We start from the raw sequence: 20,635 nt of genomic DNA, 5'->3' as shown, positions 1-20,635 counted from the left end.
GTTGGAGGAGGGGATTTTATGAATAAAAAGTTGAAGGATAAATTTAATGATAAAGATGAGTTTATGAATGAAAACTTTCCTTCAATACAATTTAAAAGAAAGAGAACAAAATCTAACATTAAAATGCTTGGTAAGCTTTTGAGCTTATTAATTATAGCGGGATTATCGGGTGCATTATTTTCAATTTTAGTTATCGAGAATAAATATAAAGATTTAGTTAATGAACTAAATGATAAATTAGAAAAAAACACTATTACTTTAGAGTATTCTGGATTAATAGAAAAAGTAAAACAATCATTAGTAACAATAAGTGATAGTGAGGTTAATTTAACTCAAAATAAGTATTTTGATAGTAATACAACTGGTGTGATTATAGAAAGCAATGGAAAGATATTAACAAACTACTCGAAAATAAAAAACTTTAAGAATATATATGTAAAATTACCTTCGGTAGGAGCTAAGCCTGTTAAGGCTGAAATAGTTGTAGCAAATGAAAATATGGATCTTGCACTTATACAAGTTAATTGTGATGAAGAGTTAATACCGATTAAATTTGTTATGAAATCAGATATAGTAGAAGGAGAAAAAATTTTTCTTATCAGCAATTCTACTAGTAGCGATTACATAGATAATATAATACCAGGCATAATAACAGCAACTAATAGAAGTATAAACACCAATAATAGTAAATATAAAGTACTAGAAATTAATACACCAATAACAGCTATGAATACAGGGGGAATAATAAGTAATATAAATGGAGAAATTATAGGTATTGCTAGTTATAAAATAACGAATGAGATGAATCAAAATGGATTGTACTATGCGTTAGACTTTAGTTCTCTAGAGGAAGTAGTAAGTTCAACAAATGAGATAAAAGATATACTAGGTATTTCAGAGGGTGGATTTATTAATAGTGATAAGTGGAATAATGTAGGTGGATTTTATATTGCAGCAATTAATCAAGAGAGAGGTTCATATAAATCAGGGCTACGTCCTACAGATATAATATTTGAAATGGATGGGAAAAAGATAACGAGTATTACACAAATGTCCGAAATATTAAAAAATAAATTGCCAGGAGATACATTAAAATGCAAAGTAATGCGCTCTGGTGAAGTAAAAGACTTAGAAATAAAGATATATAATTAATAAAAATAAATATAATTATTTGCAGCTCTATTTAAGGGTTGCAATTTTATTTTAAATACTTTTATTATTGTAAAAAACTAGTATAATAATAAATATGCTAATAGCAATTAGGAGGCTGCATAATATGTTTTTAATTGTTGGATTAGGAAATCCAGGTAAAGAATACGATGGAACTAGACATAATATAGGGTTTGAGGCTATAGACTATATTTCAAACAAGTATAATATAGATATAAATAGGACAAAATTTAAAGGAGTATACGGGGAGGGATTCATAAATAATAATAAGGTTATTTTATTGAAACCAACAACTTATATGAATTTAAGTGGAGAAAGTATACGAGAGGTCATAAATTTTTATAAATTAGAAAATGATGAAGTTATAGTTATATATGATGACATTAGTTTAGAAGTTGGAAAACTTAGAATTAGAGAAAAAGGAAGTGCTGGTGGACATAATGGTATCAAGAGTATAATAGCTAATATAGGCACAGATATTTTTCCAAGAGTTAAAATAGGCGTAGGACAACCTACAAGTGATTTAGTTTCTCATGTTTTAGGGAGATTTAATAAGGAAGATATGGATAGTTTGATAGAAGTTATAGATGCTTCCTCAAAGGCAGTAGAAGTTATAATAAAAGACGGAACAAAAGAAGCGATGAATAGATTTAATGGGTTTAAAACATCAAAAAAAGAATAGATTAAGGACGGTGTATATTAATGAGATTAAAGGGGGTACTACAACCTTTAAGAAATGACTCTACTTTCAATGAAATAATAACTAGTATTAATAATAAAAGGTACCCGATTAATATAAATGGATTATCGGATTCAGGAAAAAGCTATGGGATTTTTGGAATATATGAAAGTATAGATTCACCTATGATAATATTTACTCATAGTGATATGGAAGCGAAGAATATATATGAAGATTTAAGTTTTTATACAAATGATATTTATTATTTTCCTGCAAAAGAGGTAGTTTTTTATAATATAGATGCTATTTCAGGAGATTTGAGATGGGCAAGACTAAAGGTAATAAAAGAAATTTTAGATAATAAAAATAAGATAATAGTAACATCAATCGATACCTTAACATCAGTATATACTCCTAAGGAATTATTTAGGGAATATACATTTAAATTAAGTGTAGATGATGATGTTAATTTTAAAGATTTATCTAAAAAACTATTAGAAAGTGGTTATGAAAGGGTAGAGGCTGTAGAAGGAAAGGGAGAATTTTCTTTAAGAGGAGGAATTCTTGATGTATTTCCACCAATAGCTACTTATCCATATAGAATAGAGCTTTTTGGAGATTCAATAGAGTCTATACGAACTTTTAATAAAGAATCACAAAGAAGTATTGAAAAGGTTGATAATATAGAGATATTCCCAGCCAAAGAGATTATATTAAATGAAGAAGCATTAAATAGAGGAAAAGAAGCTATTTTAAAAGAATTCCAAGAAATTAAAGGTAAAGCTAAAGGAAATGATGAAAGAATACAAAAGTTGGAATCGATTATAAGTGCGAACATAGAATCTTTAACAGAAACTTTAACATTTGAAACTTTAGATAGTTATTTACCTTATTTCTATGATAAGACGGATAGCTTTTTTAGCTATGTAAAAGATTATATGTATGTAATTGATGACGTTAAAAAATGTGAAGGTAAACTAGAAAGTTGTTATTTTGAATTTAGTGAAAATTATGAAGCTTTTTTACAAAGAGGAGGAATTTTACCATCTCAAAGTAAGCTTTTATTAAATAAAGATGATTTAATTGAAAAATTAGAATCTAAAAAATCAATAACTTTAGATGTATTTGCTATTAATAGTAAAATTTTAAATCCTATAGAAAGATATTCATTTAATGCATCAACTCTAAATAGTTATCAAGGTCAATTAGATTTGTTAATAGATGATATTAAAGAGAAAAAGTCAAAGGGATATAAGACGATAATATTATCTGGAACAAGGACTAGGGGAGAAAGACTTGTAAATACATTAAGAGATAGGGAAATTGAAAGTTCTTACAGAGAGGATATAAAATCAATAGAGTTTGGAGAGGTTGTTATTACCTTCGGAAATCTATTAAAAGGTTTTGAGTATCCTGATTTAAAACTGTGTGTAATATCAGATAAAGATGTTTTTGGAGAAGCTAAAAGAAAAATATCTAAAAAGGCTAGTTCAAGAAAAGGCATAGGGAAAATAAAAAGCTTTGCAGAGCTTAAGCTTGGAGATTATGTTGTTCATGCTAATCATGGAGTTGGGGTTTATAAAGGAATAAAGCAAATAGAAGTTGGTGGACATACAAGAGATTATTTAGATATTGTTTATGATAAAGGTGATAAATTATATGTCCCTGTTGATCAGTTAGATTTAGTTCAAAAGTATATAGGAAGTGAAGGTAAAACTCCTAAGGTAAATAAACTTGGAAGTAATGAATGGAATAAAGCAAAAGCAAAAGTTAAAAAATCTATAAATGAGATAGCAGAAGATTTGGTTAAGCTTTATGCTACAAGGGCTACTTTAAAGGGATATAAATTTAGAAAAGATACAGAGTGGCAAAAACAGTTTGAAGATGAATTTCCATTTGAGGAAACACCAGATCAATTAACATCTCTAGAAGAAATTAAGCATGACATGGAAACTGATAAGCCTATGGATAGACTTCTATGCGGTGATGTTGGGTATGGAAAAACAGAGGTTGCTATTAGAGCAGCATTTAAAGCTGTTATGGATGGTAAGCAAGTAGCATTCCTAGTACCTACAACTATACTGGCAGAACAACATTATAAAAATATGACAAAGAGATTTTCAGATTTTCCAGTAAAAATAGATATGATAAGTAGATTTAGAAGTGCAAAAGAGCAAAAAGCAACACTTCAAGCTGTAAAAGAAGGTAATGTAGATATATTGATAGGAACTCATAGACTAGTTTCTAAGGATATTGTTTTTAAGGATTTAGGACTTCTAATAATAGATGAGGAACAAAGATTTGGGGTTGCTCAAAAAGAAAAAATAAAAGGATTAAAGAAAAATGTTGATGTATTAACATTAAGTGCAACACCGATACCAAGAACTCTTCATATGTCATTAACAGGAGCAAGGGATATATCTGTAATAGAGACACCGCCGGAGGAAAGATATCCAATACAAACTTATGTAGTGGAGCAAAATGATCAACTTGTAAGAGATGCGATATTAAGAGAAGTGAATAGAAGTGGTCAAGTTTATTATGTCTATAATAGAGTTGAAAGTATAGAGGGGATGGCTAAATACATCAGGGAATTAGTTCCTGAGTGTAAAGTTGGAATTATACATGGACAAATGACTGAAAGACAACTTGAAAAAGAAATGGTAAGCTTTATGAATAAAGATTACGATATATTAGTATGCACAACAATTATAGAAACGGGAATAGATATACCAAATGTTAATACTATGATAATTCACGATTCAGATAAAATGGGATTATCACAACTTTATCAATTAAGAGGTAGAGTTGGAAGGTCAAATAGAATAGCATATGCTTACTTTATGTACACTAAAGATAAAATATTAACAGAAGTAGCTGAAAAGAGATTAAAGGCTCTTAAGGATTTTACAGAGCTTGGATCAGGTTTCAAGATAGCAATGAGAGATTTAGAAATAAGAGGGGCTGGAAATATGATGGGTTCAGCTCAACATGGTCATATGGCTGCAATAGGATATGATTTATACTGTAGAATGCTAGAAGATACAATAAAAATTATTAAGGGTGAAATAGAGAAAGAGCCTATTGAAACTACAGTAGATATAAAGGTAGATGCATATATACCAGGAACTTATATTGAAGATGAAATTCAAAAAATAGAAATATACAAGAAGATTGCTGCTATTGATGGATTAGAAGATTATATGGATATAAAATCTGAACTTGAAGATAGATATTCAGAAATTCCAGACCCTGTATATAACTTGATGGATATAGCTTATATTAAGAGTAGAGCCAAAATTATTTCTATTGAAGAAATAAAGGAAACACCAAAGGAAGTTAAGTTTATATTTGCGGATGGAATTAAGAATTTAAATAGCATATATAAATACCTGTTGGAGAATTATAAGGATAAAGTATTTTTAATGTTTGGAGAAAAACCATACTTTGCGGTGAGAAGTTCGGATATAAAGAAAGAAACTATATTAGGATTTTATAAGGAAATATTAGAAAATTTAACAAAAAATATGTAAAGTTATTTATATAAATTGAATAACTGACACAATATTGATATACTAGACATGTATAATGGTATTGAAACAAATTAAAAGAGAAGTGAGGGAACTTAAGTGATTAAAATTAAGAAAATTATAGCTGCAGGAGCTTTAAGTATATTTGCTTTTTCAGCAGTTGGATGTGAAATGATACAAAAAACACCAGAAGCAATAAAGAATACTGTTTTAGCAAAGGTTGGAGATGTAAAGATAACTAAGGGAGAAGTAGATGAAATAGCTGATCCATATTTACAAAAATATGGAAGTGATTATGATACTAATCCTAATATGGCAGAACAGGTAAAAGCTTTAAGAACTCAAGCAATAAATTTATTGGTTGAAGAAAAAATGATGCTTAAAAAGGCAGAAGAATTAGGAGTAACTCCAACCCAAGAAGAGGTTGATGCTGAAGTTCAAAAGTATATAGAAAGTCTTAAAGAAAGCTATGGCGGAGATGAGCAATTTAATGCAGCTCTTGAGCAAGCTGGAATGACTTTAGATGAATATACAACTAAGCTTACAGAAAGCATGAAAAATAAATTAGCAACAGAAAAAGTAACAGAAGATTTATTTAAAGACGTTAATATAACTGATGAAGATATAAAAGCATATTATGAAGAAAATAAAGATAGTTTTGGTGAAGCTAATGCTGAACATATAGTGGTAAGTGATGAAGCTAAGGCAAAAGAGATCAGAGAAAGAATTATAAATGGAGAAGATTTTGCTACAGTGGCAAAAGAGGCTTCAGAGGAACCAGCTGCAGCAGAAAGTGGCGGTAATTTAGGCGTAATTAAGTTTAACACAACAGAATATGACCAAGATTTTGTAGCAGGATTAAAAGCTCTTAAAGAGGGAGAAATATCAGAACCAGTAAAAAGCCAATTTGGTTATCATATAATTAGAGCAACTAAAGTTAAACAAGGAACTTTTGATGAAGTTAAGGATTCTATAAAGACTACATTAGAAAATCAAAAGAAAAATGAAATTTATTCAAGTTCTATTGAGCAATGGAAAAAGGATTATAATGTAAAAATATACGAAGATAGACTTTAGAAAAAATAATTAAGAGATAATAAATTAAAGGGATCAGTTTAGTTAAACTGATCCCTTTGTTTATTTATAATACTTATTTTTAGATTTAGTTTTACAGTTAAAACGTTAGAAGTATTCTATTATTTTATAAATTTTGGTTATATGTGTATAAAATTTCTAAGAAGTCAAATAATAATATTGCAACTAATTATTATTAATAAAAGGAGGTAGCTCATAAGAATGAAGGCAACAGGAATTGTTAGACGTATTGATGACTTAGGTAGAGTTGTTATACCAAAAGAGATAAGAAGAACATTAAGAATTAGAGAAGGGGATCCGTTAGAGATTTTCACTGATAGAGAAGGCGGGGTTATTTTAAAGAAATATTCACCAATTGGAGAGTTAACAGACTTCTCAAAAGAATATGCCGAAAGCTTACAACAAGCAATTGGACATATTGTTTTAATTGCAGATAAAGATGCATTTATATCAGTAAGTGGAGCTCCAAAAAGAGATTACATGGAGAGAAAAGTTAGTGTAGAATTAGAAAAAGTAATGGAGGATAGAAGAGCTGTTCTTATAACAGAACAAAATAAGACTATTCCATTACATAATGATGAAGAAACAGGAAAATACGCTAGTCAAGTAATATCTCCAATAATAGCTGAAGGGGATGCAATTGGAGCAGTTATTATATTATCAAAGGAATCAGGAGAAAAGTTAGGAGAACTTGAATTGAAGTTATCTGAAACAGCTTCAGCTTTCTTAGGTAAACAAATGGAACAATAAAATAAATATTTTATCAAATATAAAGTAATAAATAAAATAAAGTAATAATACCTCTAAACTTACAATACAAATTTACTAGAACTATTTTGAGTTTGGAGGTATTTTATGAAGAAACAATCACTACTTAAAGCAAGTATAGTACTTGGAGTAGCAGGAATGGTAGCAAAGTTTTTAGGGTTATTCTTTAGATGGCCGCTAATAATGCTTATAGGTGACGAAGGTGTTGGATATTATCAAATGTCATATCCTTTATATATGTTTTTCGTTGCTATGGCGTCAGGGGTACCAGTAGCTATTTCGAAAATGATATCAGAAAAAAAGGCAAAGGGTGATATACAGGGAATATTTGAGGTTGTAAAAGAATCAACAATTTTAATGATGTTCTTAGGTGTTGGTACAACCCTTATATTGTTCTTTTTTGCTAAACCTATTATAAAATTTGTTCAGTGGGACATGAAATCATATTATGCTTTACTTGGAATATCCTTTGCACCATTTGTAATATCTATAATGACTATATATAGGGGATTTTTTCAAGGGTTGCAAAATATGACTCCATCAGGAGTATCACAAATACTTGAGCAGATAGGAAGGGTAATAATAGGAGTTGGACTTGCTATATTATTTTTACCTAGAGGAATAGAATATGCAGCAGGGGGAGCTGCTTTTGGTGCAGCTGCCGGAGGTGTAATAGGAGCAACATATCTTCGTGAAAAATATAAAAAAGTAAAAAAACAAATGTGGAATAAAAGAGTTAAGAGTAATCCAGAAGTATTAACTTCTATATTAAAGATTGCTTTACCAATTTCAGTAGGAACAACGGTAGGTACTATAATGAGCTTAATTGATTCGATATTAGTTCCACAAAAGCTTTTGCAAGCTGGATTAACATCAGAGAGTGCAACTATTTTATATGCTCAATTAACAGGCAAGGCAAATGTAATAACTAATATTCCATTGACATTATCTATGGCAGTAGGAACTTCACTTATTCCTATAATAGCAGAAAATTATATAATGAATAAAAGAAAAGATTTAGAGTCAAAAGTTCAATTGTCGATAAAGTTATCTATGTTAATAGCTATGCCGTGTACTTTAGGATTATTCTTTCTTGCAGGACCAATAATGAAACTTATATTTCCCGGGAAATGGGACGGTATATTAATACTTAAATATTTATCTTTATCAGTTCCTTTCATAATAATAACTCAGACAACTACATCAATTATGCAAGGTATAGGTCATTATATTAGACCTATAATAAACCTATTTATAGGATGCATCATAAAGATTATTTTAACATTTGTGCTAGTGCCTATGGCAAATATAAATATTTATGGTGCTGTAATAGCTAGTATATCGGCTTATTTAGTATCAACAATATTAAACTTAATTTCACTTAAGAAGAGATTAAAATTAAAGCTAGATATATATCAAACAGCTATAAAACCAATTATTGCAGCTTTTATCATGATGTTTGGAGTGTTATCAGCATATTTATATTTATTTAATAAGACAGGTAGTAATGGTTCTGCTTGCTTAATAGCTATATTTTTGGGTATTATTATATATATGGCATTAATACTAATACTAAAGGTATTTAGCATAGACGAAATAAAAAATAGAATTGTAAAAAATTAATGAGTGAGGAGAGAACCTAATGATAAAGATAATAGGTTTAGGACCAGGAGCACCGGAAGCTTTAACTATAGGAGCTGTTAAGGCTTTAGAAGAAGGAAAGAATATTTATTTTAGAACAGAGAAGCATCCTACTGTTGATTATTTAAAAGGAAAAATTAAAGAATTCAAGACATATGACCATTATTATGAAACGTCTGAAAGTTTTGACGAGGTTTACAATAACATTGCAAAAGATATAGTAAACAAGTATAAAGATGAAAAAGAGATAATATATGCAGTTCCAGGACATCCTTTAGTTGCAGAAAAATCAGTTTTTAATCTTATGAGTTTATGCGATGAAAAGGGAATAAGATATGAAATACTTCCAGCTGTAAGTTTTATCGATGCTATGATGGATGTATTGAAGATTGATCCAATAGAAGGATTAAAAGTTATAGATGCATTTGATATGAAAAATCAAATTTTAGATAAAAGAATAGGGACTATAATAACTCAAGTGTATAATCCTTTAATAGCTTCAGAAGTTAAGCTTAGATTGCTTGAATATTATAACGATGAAACTGAAATATATTATGTTAGAGCAGCGGGAATCGTTTCGGAAGAATCTATAAGAAAAATACCTATATATGAGCTTGATATGCAAGAGGATATAGATTATCTGACATCTATATATATACCTAAAGATATGAATAATAAAAAAGATTTTAATGATTTAGTTGAGATAATAGATACTTTAAGAGGAGAAAATGGTTGCCCATGGGATATGGAGCAAACTCATGAGAGTATTAAAAATCAACTTTTAGAAGAAGCTTATGAAGTTATAGATAGCATAAATAATGATGATATAGATGGAATGATAGAAGAATTAGGAGATGTCTTATTGCATGTAGTTTTCCATGCTTCACTGGGTAAAGAGGATGGATATTTTAATATTTATGATATACTTGAATCTATATGTAGCAAAATGATTTATAGACATCCTCATGTATTTGGTGAAGGAGAAGTTGATAATAGTGGAGAAGTTCTTGAAAATTGGGAAGAGCTTAAAAAGAAAGAAAAGAGTTTTAATACAGTTACAGAAGAAATGAATGCAATAGCTAAGGCTTTACCATCTTTAATTAGAGCACATAAGGTTCAAAAAAAGGCAGCTAAAGTAGGTTTTGACTGGGATGATATTGAAGATACAGCTTTAAAAGTGCAAGAAGAATTAAAAGAGGTATTAGATGTATATAAATCCAATAATAAGGAAAAAATAAAAGATGAAGTAGGAGACTTAATATTTGCATGTGTTAATGTAGCCAGAAAATTAAATGTTGATGAAGAAGAAGCGGTAAATTCAACTATACAAAAATTTATAAGAAGATTTTCTTTTATAGAAGAAGAAGCTTTAAAATCCAACAAAAATTTGAATGAAATGACATTAAAGGAAATGGATTTGTTATGGGAACAAGCAAAAAACAAAGAATTTAATGAAGGAAAGAAGGATTTATAAAGTTTTTGAAGAATAATATATAAAGGTTTATACTATACTATAAATAACTTATTGTAATAAATAGCTTTTATAACAAAAAATTGATAATGTTATAGACTAGCACCAAAAGACGATATATAATAAGAGAATGTAGTTATAGTACATATTAACAGAAATAGTTAACTACTAAAATATATAACGGGTTATTTAAGGAGGATGTAATTGTGAATAAAGCAGAATTAATCACTAGCATGTCAGAAAAAAGTAAATTAACTAAGAAGGATGCTGAATTAGCTTTAAAATCATTCATAGAAAGCGTTGAAGAAGCGTTAGAAAAAGGTGAAAAAGTTCAATTAGTAGGATTCGGAACTTTCGAAACAAGAGAAAGAGCTGCAAGAGAAGGAAGAAATCCTAGAACTAAAGAAACTATAAACATTCCAGCTTCAACAGTTCCAGTATTTAAAGCTGGTAAAGAATTTAAGGAAAAAGTTAATAAGTAGTATATTTAGAACCCGAGTATTCTCTCGGGTTCTTTTAATAATACAAACAATAATAATAGTTATAAGGAGAGTTATTATGAGATTAGATAAATATCTTAAAGTTTCTAGAATAATAAAAAGAAGGACAGTTGCTAAAGAAGTTTGTGAAGGAGGAAGAGTTTCCATTAATGATAAGGCTGCTAAAGCATCAACAGTTGTAAAAGAAGGCGATATAATAGAAATTCAATTTGCAAATAGATCATTAAAAGCAAGAATAATTAATATAGTTGAGCATGTAAAAAAAGAAAATGCAAAAGAAATGTATGAGATATTAGAAGGAGAGGAAGATAAAGAATAAAAACAATAACTTCTTCATATATTTTTATAAAGAATATGTGGAGGAGATAAGATGGAAAAGAGAAATGAAAATAAGTTAGAAGAGCCAAGGGGTAATATAACTTTAGAGAATAGAAAAAGATTAACGCTTACAGGGGTAGAAGAGGTTATAAGTTTTGATGATGAAAAAATATTATTAAATACAAAGTTAGGGTTTTTAACTATCAAGGGATCAGAATTAAAGATGAATAAATTAGATGTGCAAAATGGTGATGTTATAATTATAGGGAATATATCTTCCATAGTATATAGTAGTAAAGAAGTTAAAAAAGAAAAAGAAAATATAATTTCTAAGTTATTTAAATAGGGGTAAGTATGCCGTTATCAATAGATGTCCAATTTGACATAGTTATGTATTCCATTATTTCGGGAATATTGATAGGAATTATGTTTGACCTATATAACATAATAAGAGGAGTGAAAATACCCAAGATAATAATCATAATAGAAGATATATTATTTTGGATATTAACTGCTATTATAGTATTTGCTTTTTTACTATACGCCAATTATGCCTTCTTAGGACCATATGTATATATATTCATGATAGTAACCTTGATTATTTATTTAAAATTAATAAGCCCTACAATTTTAAAGTTAGAGAGATATATGATAGATAAAACTGGTAAATTTATAAGAATATTTTTGAAAAATCTAATTTATCCTATAAAACTTATATATTATAATATTTGCGGAAAAAAATAGATTTAAAGTAGTAACATAAAAAAATAGCTTGAATAAAATATGTATAGTGTTTAAAATGTATTATATAATATATTTTAAAGAGGGTGAGAGCAATTAAAAAGCAAGTAACTCTTAAAAGATTAATTATAGTTTTTATTTTTGCAATTTTCGTATTTAATTACATTAAACAGGAAATTACAATGAAAAGAATCCAGGAGGATATTGTTATTAGCCAAAAGGAACTAGAAGAGCTTAAAGATAAAAATAGTAAGTTAGAAGCAGATTTGAAAAAAGTTGATTCTAATGAATATATTGAAAAGCTTGCAAGAGATAGGCTAGGAATGATAAAAGAGGGCGAAAAAGTTGTAAATCCTAAAACGCAAAACTAAAGAATATGTTTTAAAACTACAAAAAAAGGTTATTATTATAATAACATATATTATTTAATTTTTAAGGAGGAATCTTTGTAACATGACCTTAATGGCAGGAAACATATTAGAGGGTACAGTGGTTAATATAACTAGTTTTGGAGCTTTCGTAGAGATAGAAGGTAAAACAGGGTTAGTTCATATTTCAGAAGTAGCAGATTCATTTGTTAAGGATATTAGACAACATCTTAATGAACAAGATAAGGTTAAGGTAAAAGTAATATCAATTGACGATAATGGCAAGATAAGTTTATCAATTAAGCAAGCAAATGTTCAAAAAAAATCAGTAAAACCCATAGAAATAGATTGGTCTTCAGAAAATAAAAAGTCTGGGGGAAACTCAGGAAACTTTGAAGATATAATGTCAAGATTCTTAAAGGATAGCGAAGAAAGAATGCAGGATGTAAAAAAGAATCAAGATTTTAAAGCTAAAAGCGGAAGAAGAAGCTTCTAGTTTTATAAATAAAGACATCATATAAATTTAATATATAAATCTATATAAAGGGCTGATTGCATGATGCATATCAGCCCTTTATAATTTTAATAACATAATGTTACTAGAAAAAAATTAAAAAATATGTTGACACTATAGAAAACATAATATATAATTAATTTTGTCGCTGAGGGGCGACAGTAAAAACATGCTGAAGTGGCGGAACAGGCAGACGCACAGGACTTAAAATCCTGCGGTAGCGATACCGTACCGGTTCGATTCCGGTCTTCAGCACCAAGCTAAATTCAACTTATAATATCGCGGGGTGGAGCAGTTGGCAGCTCGTCGGGCTCATAACCCGAAGGTCGTAGGTTCAAGTCCTGCCCCCGCAACCATAAAATGGCGGAATAGCTCAGCTGGCTAGAGCACTCGGTTCATACCCGAGGTGTCGTAGGTTCAAGTCCTATTTCCGCTACCATACACGCTGAAGTGGCGGAACAGGCAGACGCACAGGACTTAAAATCCTGCGGTAGCGATACCGTACCGGTTCGATTCCGGTCTTCAGCACCAAGTTGAATTTAGCTTATAATATCGCGGGGTGGAGCAGTTGGCAGCTCGTCGGGCTCATAACCCGAAGGTCGTAGGTTCAAGTCCTGCCCCCGCAACCATAAAATGGCGGAATAGCTCAGCTGGCTAGAGCACTCGGTTCATACCCGAGGTGTCGTAGGTTCAAGTCCTATTTCCGCTACCATACACGCTGAAGTGGCGGAACAGGCAGACGCACAGGACTTAAAATCCTGCGGTAGCGATACCGTACCGGTTCGATTCCGGTCTTCAGCACCAAAAGTACTTAAGATTTCTTAAGTACTTTTTTGTTTTATAAATTTTTATTTAATAAAGAGTGGTGTAGATTAAAAAGATTAGTAGTATTTTTGTTATATAAATTTTCATTAATTTATATAATAGGGGTAAGGTTAACTATTAAAATTAATAACATAAATTATATGATAGATAAAAATAAAAAATTACTATGTTGCAAAAAAATGTTCTTCATAAAGTTTGTTATAGTGACAAAATTGTATTAAAAATTAAATTTTTAAAAAGAATTTATAATGAATACTTATATAATTAAAATATTCTGTGAACTATTAGGATACATGGATTTCAAGCAAGTTTATATAAATATAATATTAAAAAAATTATCTATATACATATAAGGAAATTTATATTTTATTGTCCAACGAAAGTAGTTAATAGGATACATCATATGACATATATTTCTTAAAAGCAATGCTATAATTAAAATTACATTTTATGGAAGTTGGAGGGGAGTATATGCAATATGGTGTTGATATATCAACATATAAAAGATTAGAAAATAAAAAAAATAAAAAAGAATTAAGATTAAATGGGACAGGAGTTAGTGCCATTGCAGCTTTTTTGATGGGATTTTTGTTAAGTAGGGTTTTATTATCGGTAACTATAGATATGGGGATAGCGCCTTTTGGGATTGCGTATCTTATTGGAATAAGAAAAGAGAAGGGGAGAGATATGCTTTTATCCTTATTGGGGATTATAGGTGGATATCTTTCTATATATAAAACTCTAGAAGGATCGATAGCTTATTGCATAGTGGCTATTGTAGTAATGCTATATATTGAAATATGTAATAAAATAGAGTTAAAGCAAAGAGATATAATAACTTTTGGGTTAATATTCTCAACGTTCTTTATTTATAATTTAATAGTAAATAATCAACCTATAGGTGTTAATTTAACATTTTCAGCTTTAAAGGTATTAAGTATAATACCGGTTAGGTACATACTTAATTATGCATTGAATTGTGTTGATGAATTAGAAAGTAATTATTTTTTCTCAACAGAAGAATTGATAAGTATAGGAATTTTATTGTGCTTATTAGTTGCGGGAATAGGGAATTTAAATATTTTTGGAGTTTATTTAAGAAGTATGTTAGCTTTAACTATAATAGCTATTTTTGCATATGTAGGAGGGGCTGGATTAGGAGCTGCTATAGGAGTTTCGATGGGATTTGTCATTGGAATAACTAATAATGATATAATAACATCCATAAGTTTGTATAGTTTATGTGGGCTTATAATTGGGATATTTAAAGATACAGGAAGAGTATTTTCTTCTATAGCATATTTTGTTGTTTACTTCATAATATCAATGTATTCAGATAAATTTTCTATTCATGGAGGGATAGAAGTAATAATAGCTATAGCTATTTTAATTAGTATTCCTAAAAAGGTTATAGAATATATAAATAAAGAATTTAATCAAGAAAAGAAGGCAGAGGTTATTAATGATATACATCTAAATGGTGTGAAAAATGAATTTGTTGATAGGCTTAACTCCATGAAATCGATATTATCAAGTTTATCATCATCAATATTAAATTTGGGAGAAAATGATATTTTATCATTAAATAATAAAGGAACTGCTATGGTAGAAAGTTTAGCGGATAGAGTGTGTTACAATTGTGAACTTAAACAAAGGTGTTGGGATCGTAATTTACATTCTACTTTTGAAGGTTTTTCTGAACTTATAAGTAGCTGTGAAGATAATGATATATATTTCCCGCAAGATTTAGAAAAGAAATGTGTAAAGAAAAGAAGTCTAATGAAAAATGCTCAAGAAATTGTAAATAATTATACTGTAAATGAAGCTTTAAAAACAAGGTTAACGGAAGGTAGAAATTTAATTGCAAATCATATAAATAATATATCTCAGACTATGGGAGATATGATTAGGGACTTTGAAAAAGATATATCTATATGCTCAGAAATAGACAAGGTTTTAAAGAAGGCCTTAAGTAAAAATAAAATAGAGTATAAGGATGTGTTCTGTTATTTAGATAGAAAAGGTAGAATGAAAATAAAAGTAACTTTAAATAACTGTGAGGGCGGATGCTATTGTGCAAAAAACATATTACCTATAATTAATGGGTTAGTAAGAGTTCCGGTATCAATATCAAGTGAAGGATGCAGAATAGATCCTGATACAAATGATTGCTCAATTATAATAGAAGAAACTCCAAAATATCATATGACGTCTTATGCAGCGACAAGAGCTAAGGATGGAGAAACTTCAATGGGAGATAGTTATAGTTTTTCTAAAAATAATGATGGTACTTATTTAGCTATAGTAAGTGATGGAATGGGATCGGGCCCTGAAGCAGGAACGGAAAGTGGACTAGCTGTTGATTTAATTGAAAAGTTTATAGAAAATGGATTTAGTGAAAAAACAGCCATAGATACGGTTAACTCTATAATGGCTATGAAATTTAACGAAGATGAAAAATTTACTACTATGGATTTAAGTGTAGTTGATTTATATACTGGTGAAACGGAATTTATAAAGATAGGTGGAGTTGTTAGCTTTATAAAGAGAGGACAAAACGTTAAAGTTGTTAAATCTAACAGTTTACCTTTTGGAATATTGGATAGTGTAGATTTAAGTTCAGAGAAAGTAAAACTAAAACATGGTGATATAATAATTTCAATTAGCGACGGTGTATTAGATATAGACAAAAATAATGTTGGAAGTTATTCTTGGTTACAGGAATATTTACAATATGCAGATACGAATCCAGCGGCCTTGTCTAGGGATATTCTTGAAAAGGCAATAGTGTTAAGTGGTGGAAAGGTATGGGATGATATGACAGTTTTAGTTTCCAAAATGTACTCTGTTTATTAATAAGAAGATTAAATAAAAGAGGATGGGATATAAATGTAGTATCTCATCTTCTTCAATTTTTGATGTTGAAAAAATTAACAATCATAATTGTTTACATATATAAATGTTAAGGTTATTATATTATATATGTTTTGATTATTAATGTGAAATATAAAGTGCGATATATAACTTTAAGGTTTATATTTAATTAAATAAGTTCATAAGATTATTAATATTAGAAAACTATTATAAGAAGAACACTAATTAATAGGAAGAATATTAATTGAATTATATTAGAGAAGTGATTATTAGGAGTTATATAATAAAATAAATATACTGAGGAGCATAAATGTGATAAACAAAGTAAAGGATTTTATAATTAAAAATAATCTTATACAAGAAGGAGATAGAGTTTTAGTTGCTTTATCTGGAGGGCCTGATTCAGTTTGTTTACTTCATATACTTTATAAGTTAAGAGAATCTCTAAATATAGATATAGGAGCAGCTCATGTTAATCATATGCTGAGAGGTCAAGATGCTTTAAATGATGAAGAATATGCAAAAGAAATATGTAAAGAATTTAATATCGAGTTTTATCCAATAAGGATTGATATAGATAAAATAGCTAAAGAAAAGGGTATTTCTCATGAAATGGCAGGAAGAGAAGAAAGATATAAATTCTTTGACTTTATAAAAAACACACAAAACTATAGTAAAATAGCTGTAGCTCATAATTCTAATGACCAAGCTGAAACTGTTGTTATGAATATGATGAGAGGGACTGGAATTGAAGGGTTGTGTGGAATTAGAAGTAAGCGGGATGGCGGGATAATAAGACCTATATTATGTCTTTCAAGAGAAGAGGTAGAAAATTATTGTAAAGAAAATAATTTAAATCCTAGAATAGATAAAACTAATTTAGAAAATATATATAGTAGGAACAAAGTTAGGTTAGATATACTACCTTATATGAAAGAAAATTTTAATAAAGATATAATAGAAACTTTGAATAGAATGACAAATTTATTACAAATAGATAATGACTTTATTGAAAAACAATGTAATAATAGTTATAAAAAGTATTGTAGTAATAAAAATAGTCATATAGTTATATCGAAAGAAGCATTTTTATTAGAGAAGGCAATAATAACAAGGATTATAAAAAAGTCGTTTGTAGAGTTTACTGGAAAGTACAATAATTTCGAGATGAAGCATATTTATGAAATGATTGAGCTTGCAAAAAATTCTACAAATAAAAAAGTTGATTTACCAAATGGAATAGTAGCCGAAAATGTATATGGAGATATATACTTAAAAAATAAAGAATATAAAAATAAAGAATATATAGAAGAAGAGGTGTTAATAAATAAGAGTCAATTGAATGAAGATTCTTTTGAATATGAGAGATATGATGTTAGCTTTAGGATTATAAAAGGTAAAAATAATATAGAATTTTCTAATAATGTATTAATAAAATATTTTGATTATGATAAGATAAAAGAAAAGATAATTATTAGAAAAAGAAGAAATGGGGATAAGATAGTCCCTCTTGGAATGAAAGGAAGTAAAAAAGTAAAAGACATATTTATTAATCTAAAAGTTCCAGTGGAACAAAGACCTGAGATTCCTATTTTATGTTTTGATAATGAAATAGCTTGGATAGTAGGTCATAAGGTTTCAGATAAGTTTAAAATAACTAAGGATACTAAAAATGTACTAAAAATTACTTTTACTAGAAAGGAATAGGGAAATGATAAGGGACATAAAGGAAATATTACTTACTGAAGAACAAATAGTAGGAAAGGTTAAAGAATTAGCAACTAAGATAAGTGAAGATTATAGGAATAAAGATTTACTTGTTGTAGGGATTTTAAAAGGGTCAGTTATGTTTGCGTCTGATCTTATAAAGAATATAACAATACCTTGCGAAATTGATTTTATGGCGGTATCTAGTTATGGAAGTTCTACAGAAACATCTGGAGTGGTTAGAATTTTAAAAGATTTAGATCATAGCATTGAAGGTAAAGACATAATTATAGTAGAAGATATAATAGATAGTGGAGTTACACTAGATTATTTATTAAAGTACCTGAAAACTAGAAAAGCTAATAGCATAGAAATAATAACTTTTTTAACTAAGCCATCTAGAAGAAAGGTAGATATACAAGTTAAATATTGTGGATTTGAAGTTCCAGATGAGTTTTTAGTTGGATATGGATTAGACTTTTCTGAAAAATATAGGAACCTACCATATGTAGGTATATTAAAAGAAGAAGTGTATAAAAATTAAATTTAAAATGCAATATAATAAAACTAGAGGAAAGGGGGGCCTTGAATGAAAAAATATTCAAGTGCAACAGTATGGATATTTGTTATTTTGATACTTTTCTTATCTGCAACGTTCTTATGGAATAGCGGTAAGATGGCAGATGAGATATCATACAGTGATTTTCAACAAAAATGGGTTAATGATGAGATAGAAAGTATTATGGTTCATCCAGATAAGATGTTAATTTCAGGAAAAACAAGAGACAGTAAGCAATTCAATACATATGCTCCTAGTGAAATGGTGCAGATGTTAATGGCTCAAACTCCTAAAGATGATATTAGAGTAGATTTTAAACAACCTTCAAATAGTAGCGTATGGATTAGTATAATACCTACAGTGATGATAATGGTTCTATTCTTTGTATTCTTCTTTATGATGTCACAACAGTCACAAGGTGGCGGTGGTGGAAGAGGTGTTATGAATTTTGGAAAAAGTAGAGCAAAGATAATGCCTCCAGATGCCAAGAGAGTTACATTTGATGATGTAGCAGGAGCAGATGAAGAAAAGCAAGAATTAGAGGAAATAGTTGATTTCCTAAAACAACCATCAAGATATACTGAGATGGGAGCTAGAATACCTAAGGGAGTTTTATTAGTAGGACCTCCAGGAACCGGTAAAACTTTATTAGCAAAAGCTATAGCTGGAGAGGCTGGAGTGCCTTTCTATAGTATATCAGGATCAGACTTCGTTGAAATGTTCGTTGGTGTTGGTGCATCAAGAGTTAGGGATTTATTTGAGCAAGCTAAAAAGAGTGCACCATCACTTGTGTTTATAGATGAAATAGATGCAGTAGGTAGACAAAGAGGTGCAGGCCTTGGCGGAGGACATGACGAAAGAGAGCAAACATTAAATCAACTATTAGTTGAAATGGATGGTTTTGGTGCTAATGAAGGAATAATAATGATTGCAGCAACAAATAGACCAGATATTTTAGATCCAGCTCTACTTAGACCAGGTAGATTTGATAGACAAATAGTTGTTGGAGCTCCTGATGTAAAGGGAAGAGAAGAGATATTAAAAGTTCATACTAAGAAAAAGCCTTTATCAGAAGAGGTAGAATTGAAAGTTTTAGCTAAGAGAACTCCAGGATTTAGTGGGGCGGATTTAGAAAACTTAGCAAATGAGGCTGCGTTATTAGCAGTTAGAAAAAATGAAAAATTAATAGGAATGCAAGATTTTGAGGAAGCTATAACTAGAGTAATAGCTGGACCAGAAAAGAAGAGTAGAGCTATTAATGAACATGATAGAAAGTTAACTGCATATCACGAAGCAGGTCATGCGGTTGTAATGAAACTTTTAGTTCATTCAGATCCAGTTCATGAAATTAGTATAATACCAAGAGGTATGGCAGGTGGATATACAATGCATTTACCTGAAGAAGATAGATCATATACATCAAAAGAAAAATTAAGAGATGATATGGTTGGATTACTTGGTGGTAGAGTTGCTGAAAAGTTAATATTATCAGATATTAGTACTGGAGCTAAGAATGATATTGATAGAGCAAGTGCTATAGCAAGAGCTATGGTAATGGAATATGGAATGAGTGAAAAGCTTGGAACTATCTCATATGGCGGAGATAATAATGAAGTGTTCTTAGGAAGAAACTTAGGACACGGCAGAAATTTCAGTGAAGAAGTTGGAGCAGAAATCGATAAGGAAGTTAAGAGATTTATTGATGAAGCATATGAAAGAGCAGAAACTTTATTAAGTCAAAATATTAATAAATTACATGCAGTAGCAGCAACTTTATTAGAAAAAGAAAAAATAGATGGCGCAGAATTTGTAAGAATTTTTGAAGCTAGCTAATATAAAAAAACAGTAGCCATATGGCTACTGTTTTTTTTATAT

Annotated in this window: 17 protein-coding genes and 7 tRNA genes; all 24 read left to right on the top strand. The window is 29.3% G+C overall.

Annotation, left to right across the window (positions count from 1 at the left end):
• The first annotated feature begins 18 nt into the window (after positions 1–18).
• The 24 genes from J2Z25_RS06540 (at position 19) to ftsH (ending at position 20,593) form a co-directional block, all read left to right on the top strand.
• Complete coding sequence (locus tag J2Z25_RS06540; protein WP_209739228.1) at positions 19–1,152, top strand: S1C family serine protease; 1,134 nt, start codon at positions 19–21, stop codon at positions 1,150–1,152.
• Between the two features lie 124 nt (positions 1,153–1,276).
• Positions 1,277–1,852 carry an aminoacyl-tRNA hydrolase gene (gene pth / locus J2Z25_RS06535; protein ID WP_008681639.1) on the top strand — a complete coding sequence of 192 codons (576 nt, stop codon included), beginning with the start codon at positions 1,277–1,279 and terminating at the stop codon, positions 1,850–1,852.
• Between the two features lie 20 nt (positions 1,853–1,872).
• A complete protein-coding gene (gene mfd, locus J2Z25_RS06530; RefSeq protein WP_209739226.1) occupies positions 1,873–5,382 on the top strand; it encodes a transcription-repair coupling factor in 3,510 nt (1,169 codons plus the stop codon).
• 96 nt (positions 5,383–5,478) lie between these two features.
• Complete coding sequence (locus J2Z25_RS06525) at positions 5,479–6,456, top strand: peptidylprolyl isomerase (RefSeq protein ID WP_209739224.1); 978 nt, start codon at positions 5,479–5,481, stop codon at positions 6,454–6,456.
• Positions 6,457–6,675: 219 nt separating this feature from the next.
• A complete protein-coding gene (spoVT, locus tag J2Z25_RS06520) occupies positions 6,676–7,224 on the top strand; it encodes a stage V sporulation protein T (protein ID WP_008681645.1) in 549 nt (182 codons plus the stop codon).
• 105 nt (positions 7,225–7,329) lie between these two features.
• On the top strand, positions 7,330–8,865 hold the full coding sequence (locus J2Z25_RS06515) for a putative polysaccharide biosynthesis protein (RefSeq protein WP_097033572.1): 1,536 nt from the start codon (positions 7,330–7,332) through the stop codon (positions 8,863–8,865).
• A gap of 19 nt (positions 8,866–8,884) precedes the next feature.
• On the top strand, positions 8,885–10,357 hold the full coding sequence (yabN, locus tag J2Z25_RS06510) for a bifunctional methyltransferase/pyrophosphohydrolase YabN (protein ID WP_209739222.1): 1,473 nt from the start codon (positions 8,885–8,887) through the stop codon (positions 10,355–10,357).
• Positions 10,358–10,560: 203 nt separating this feature from the next.
• On the top strand, positions 10,561–10,836 hold the full coding sequence (locus tag J2Z25_RS06505; RefSeq protein ID WP_008681650.1) for an HU family DNA-binding protein: 276 nt from the start codon (positions 10,561–10,563) through the stop codon (positions 10,834–10,836).
• Between the two features lie 76 nt (positions 10,837–10,912).
• Positions 10,913–11,173 carry an RNA-binding S4 domain-containing protein gene (locus J2Z25_RS06500; protein WP_008681652.1) on the top strand — a complete coding sequence of 87 codons (261 nt, stop codon included), beginning with the start codon at positions 10,913–10,915 and terminating at the stop codon, positions 11,171–11,173.
• A gap of 51 nt (positions 11,174–11,224) precedes the next feature.
• Positions 11,225–11,518 carry a sporulation protein YabP gene (yabP, locus tag J2Z25_RS06495; RefSeq protein ID WP_008681654.1) on the top strand — a complete coding sequence of 98 codons (294 nt, stop codon included), beginning with the start codon at positions 11,225–11,227 and terminating at the stop codon, positions 11,516–11,518.
• Positions 11,519–11,526: 8 nt separating this feature from the next.
• The gene (gene yabQ, locus J2Z25_RS06490) at positions 11,527–11,916 is read left to right on the top strand and encodes a spore cortex biosynthesis protein YabQ (RefSeq protein WP_008681656.1); all 390 of its coding nucleotides are present in this window, start codon (positions 11,527–11,529) and stop codon (positions 11,914–11,916) included.
• Positions 11,917–11,999: 83 nt separating this feature from the next.
• The gene (locus J2Z25_RS06485; RefSeq protein WP_311315505.1) at positions 12,000–12,284 is read left to right on the top strand and encodes an FtsB family cell division protein; all 285 of its coding nucleotides are present in this window, start codon (positions 12,000–12,002) and stop codon (positions 12,282–12,284) included.
• An 82-nt stretch (positions 12,285–12,366) separates the two neighbouring features.
• Positions 12,367–12,777 carry a S1 domain-containing RNA-binding protein gene (locus J2Z25_RS06480; protein WP_008681660.1) on the top strand — a complete coding sequence of 137 codons (411 nt, stop codon included), beginning with the start codon at positions 12,367–12,369 and terminating at the stop codon, positions 12,775–12,777.
• A 189-nt stretch (positions 12,778–12,966) separates the two neighbouring features.
• Positions 12,967–13,053: transfer RNA gene (locus J2Z25_RS06475), tRNA-Leu, on the top strand.
• 22 nt (positions 13,054–13,075) lie between these two features.
• A tRNA-Met gene (locus J2Z25_RS06470) sits at positions 13,076–13,151 on the top strand.
• Between the two features lie 6 nt (positions 13,152–13,157).
• Positions 13,158–13,234 (top strand) — tRNA-Met (locus J2Z25_RS06465).
• 5 nt (positions 13,235–13,239) lie between these two features.
• Positions 13,240–13,326: transfer RNA gene (locus J2Z25_RS06460), tRNA-Leu, on the top strand.
• A gap of 22 nt (positions 13,327–13,348) precedes the next feature.
• A tRNA-Met gene (locus J2Z25_RS06455) sits at positions 13,349–13,424 on the top strand.
• A gap of 6 nt (positions 13,425–13,430) precedes the next feature.
• Positions 13,431–13,507 (top strand) — tRNA-Met (locus tag J2Z25_RS06450).
• A 5-nt stretch (positions 13,508–13,512) separates the two neighbouring features.
• Positions 13,513–13,599: transfer RNA gene (locus tag J2Z25_RS06445), tRNA-Leu, on the top strand.
• 492 nt (positions 13,600–14,091) lie between these two features.
• Complete coding sequence (gene spoIIE, locus J2Z25_RS06440; RefSeq protein ID WP_209739220.1) at positions 14,092–16,476, top strand: stage II sporulation protein E; 2,385 nt, start codon at positions 14,092–14,094, stop codon at positions 16,474–16,476.
• A 330-nt stretch (positions 16,477–16,806) separates the two neighbouring features.
• On the top strand, positions 16,807–18,201 hold the full coding sequence (gene tilS / locus J2Z25_RS06435; protein WP_209739217.1) for a tRNA lysidine(34) synthetase TilS: 1,395 nt from the start codon (positions 16,807–16,809) through the stop codon (positions 18,199–18,201).
• Positions 18,202–18,205: 4 nt separating this feature from the next.
• Entirely contained in the window at positions 18,206–18,745 is a 540-nt protein-coding gene (hpt, locus tag J2Z25_RS06430) for a hypoxanthine phosphoribosyltransferase (protein WP_209739214.1), read from the top strand.
• 45 nt (positions 18,746–18,790) lie between these two features.
• Positions 18,791–20,593 carry an ATP-dependent zinc metalloprotease FtsH gene (ftsH, locus tag J2Z25_RS06425; protein WP_099346343.1) on the top strand — a complete coding sequence of 601 codons (1,803 nt, stop codon included), beginning with the start codon at positions 18,791–18,793 and terminating at the stop codon, positions 20,591–20,593.
• Positions 20,594–20,635: the final 42 nt, after the last annotated feature.

Origin of the sequence: Clostridium tertium (genome assembly GCF_017873245.1) — a bacterium.
Taxonomy (GTDB): Bacteria; Bacillota; Clostridia; order Clostridiales; family Clostridiaceae; genus Clostridium; species Clostridium tertium.
This window is presented reverse-complemented; position numbering and strand designations above follow the sequence as displayed.

Excerpts from the sequence above, each read along its gene's own strand:
- J2Z25_RS06540 (WP_209739228.1), top strand. The coding sequence starts at position 19 with ATGAATAAAAAGTTGAAGGATAAATTTAATGATAAAGATGAGTTTATG.
- yabP (WP_008681654.1), top strand. The coding sequence starts at position 11,225 with ATGGAAAAGAGAAATGAAAATAAGTTAGAAGAGCCAAGGGGTAATATA.
- spoVT (WP_008681645.1), top strand. The coding sequence starts at position 6,676 with ATGAAGGCAACAGGAATTGTTAGACGTATTGATGACTTAGGTAGAGTT.
- J2Z25_RS06480 (WP_008681660.1), top strand. The coding sequence starts at position 12,367 with ATGACCTTAATGGCAGGAAACATATTAGAGGGTACAGTGGTTAATATA.
- J2Z25_RS06515 (WP_097033572.1), top strand. The coding sequence starts at position 7,330 with ATGAAGAAACAATCACTACTTAAAGCAAGTATAGTACTTGGAGTAGCA.
- mfd (WP_209739226.1), top strand. The coding sequence starts at position 1,873 with ATGAGATTAAAGGGGGTACTACAACCTTTAAGAAATGACTCTACTTTC.
- ftsH (WP_099346343.1), top strand. The coding sequence starts at position 18,791 with ATGAAAAAATATTCAAGTGCAACAGTATGGATATTTGTTATTTTGATA.
- yabQ (WP_008681656.1), top strand. The coding sequence starts at position 11,527 with ATGCCGTTATCAATAGATGTCCAATTTGACATAGTTATGTATTCCATT.
- hpt (WP_209739214.1), top strand. The coding sequence starts at position 18,206 with ATGATAAGGGACATAAAGGAAATATTACTTACTGAAGAACAAATAGTA.
- yabN (WP_209739222.1), top strand. The coding sequence starts at position 8,885 with ATGATAAAGATAATAGGTTTAGGACCAGGAGCACCGGAAGCTTTAACT.
- J2Z25_RS06500 (WP_008681652.1), top strand. The coding sequence starts at position 10,913 with ATGAGATTAGATAAATATCTTAAAGTTTCTAGAATAATAAAAAGAAGG.
- pth (WP_008681639.1), top strand. The coding sequence starts at position 1,277 with ATGTTTTTAATTGTTGGATTAGGAAATCCAGGTAAAGAATACGATGGA.
- spoIIE (WP_209739220.1), top strand. The coding sequence starts at position 14,092 with ATGCAATATGGTGTTGATATATCAACATATAAAAGATTAGAAAATAAA.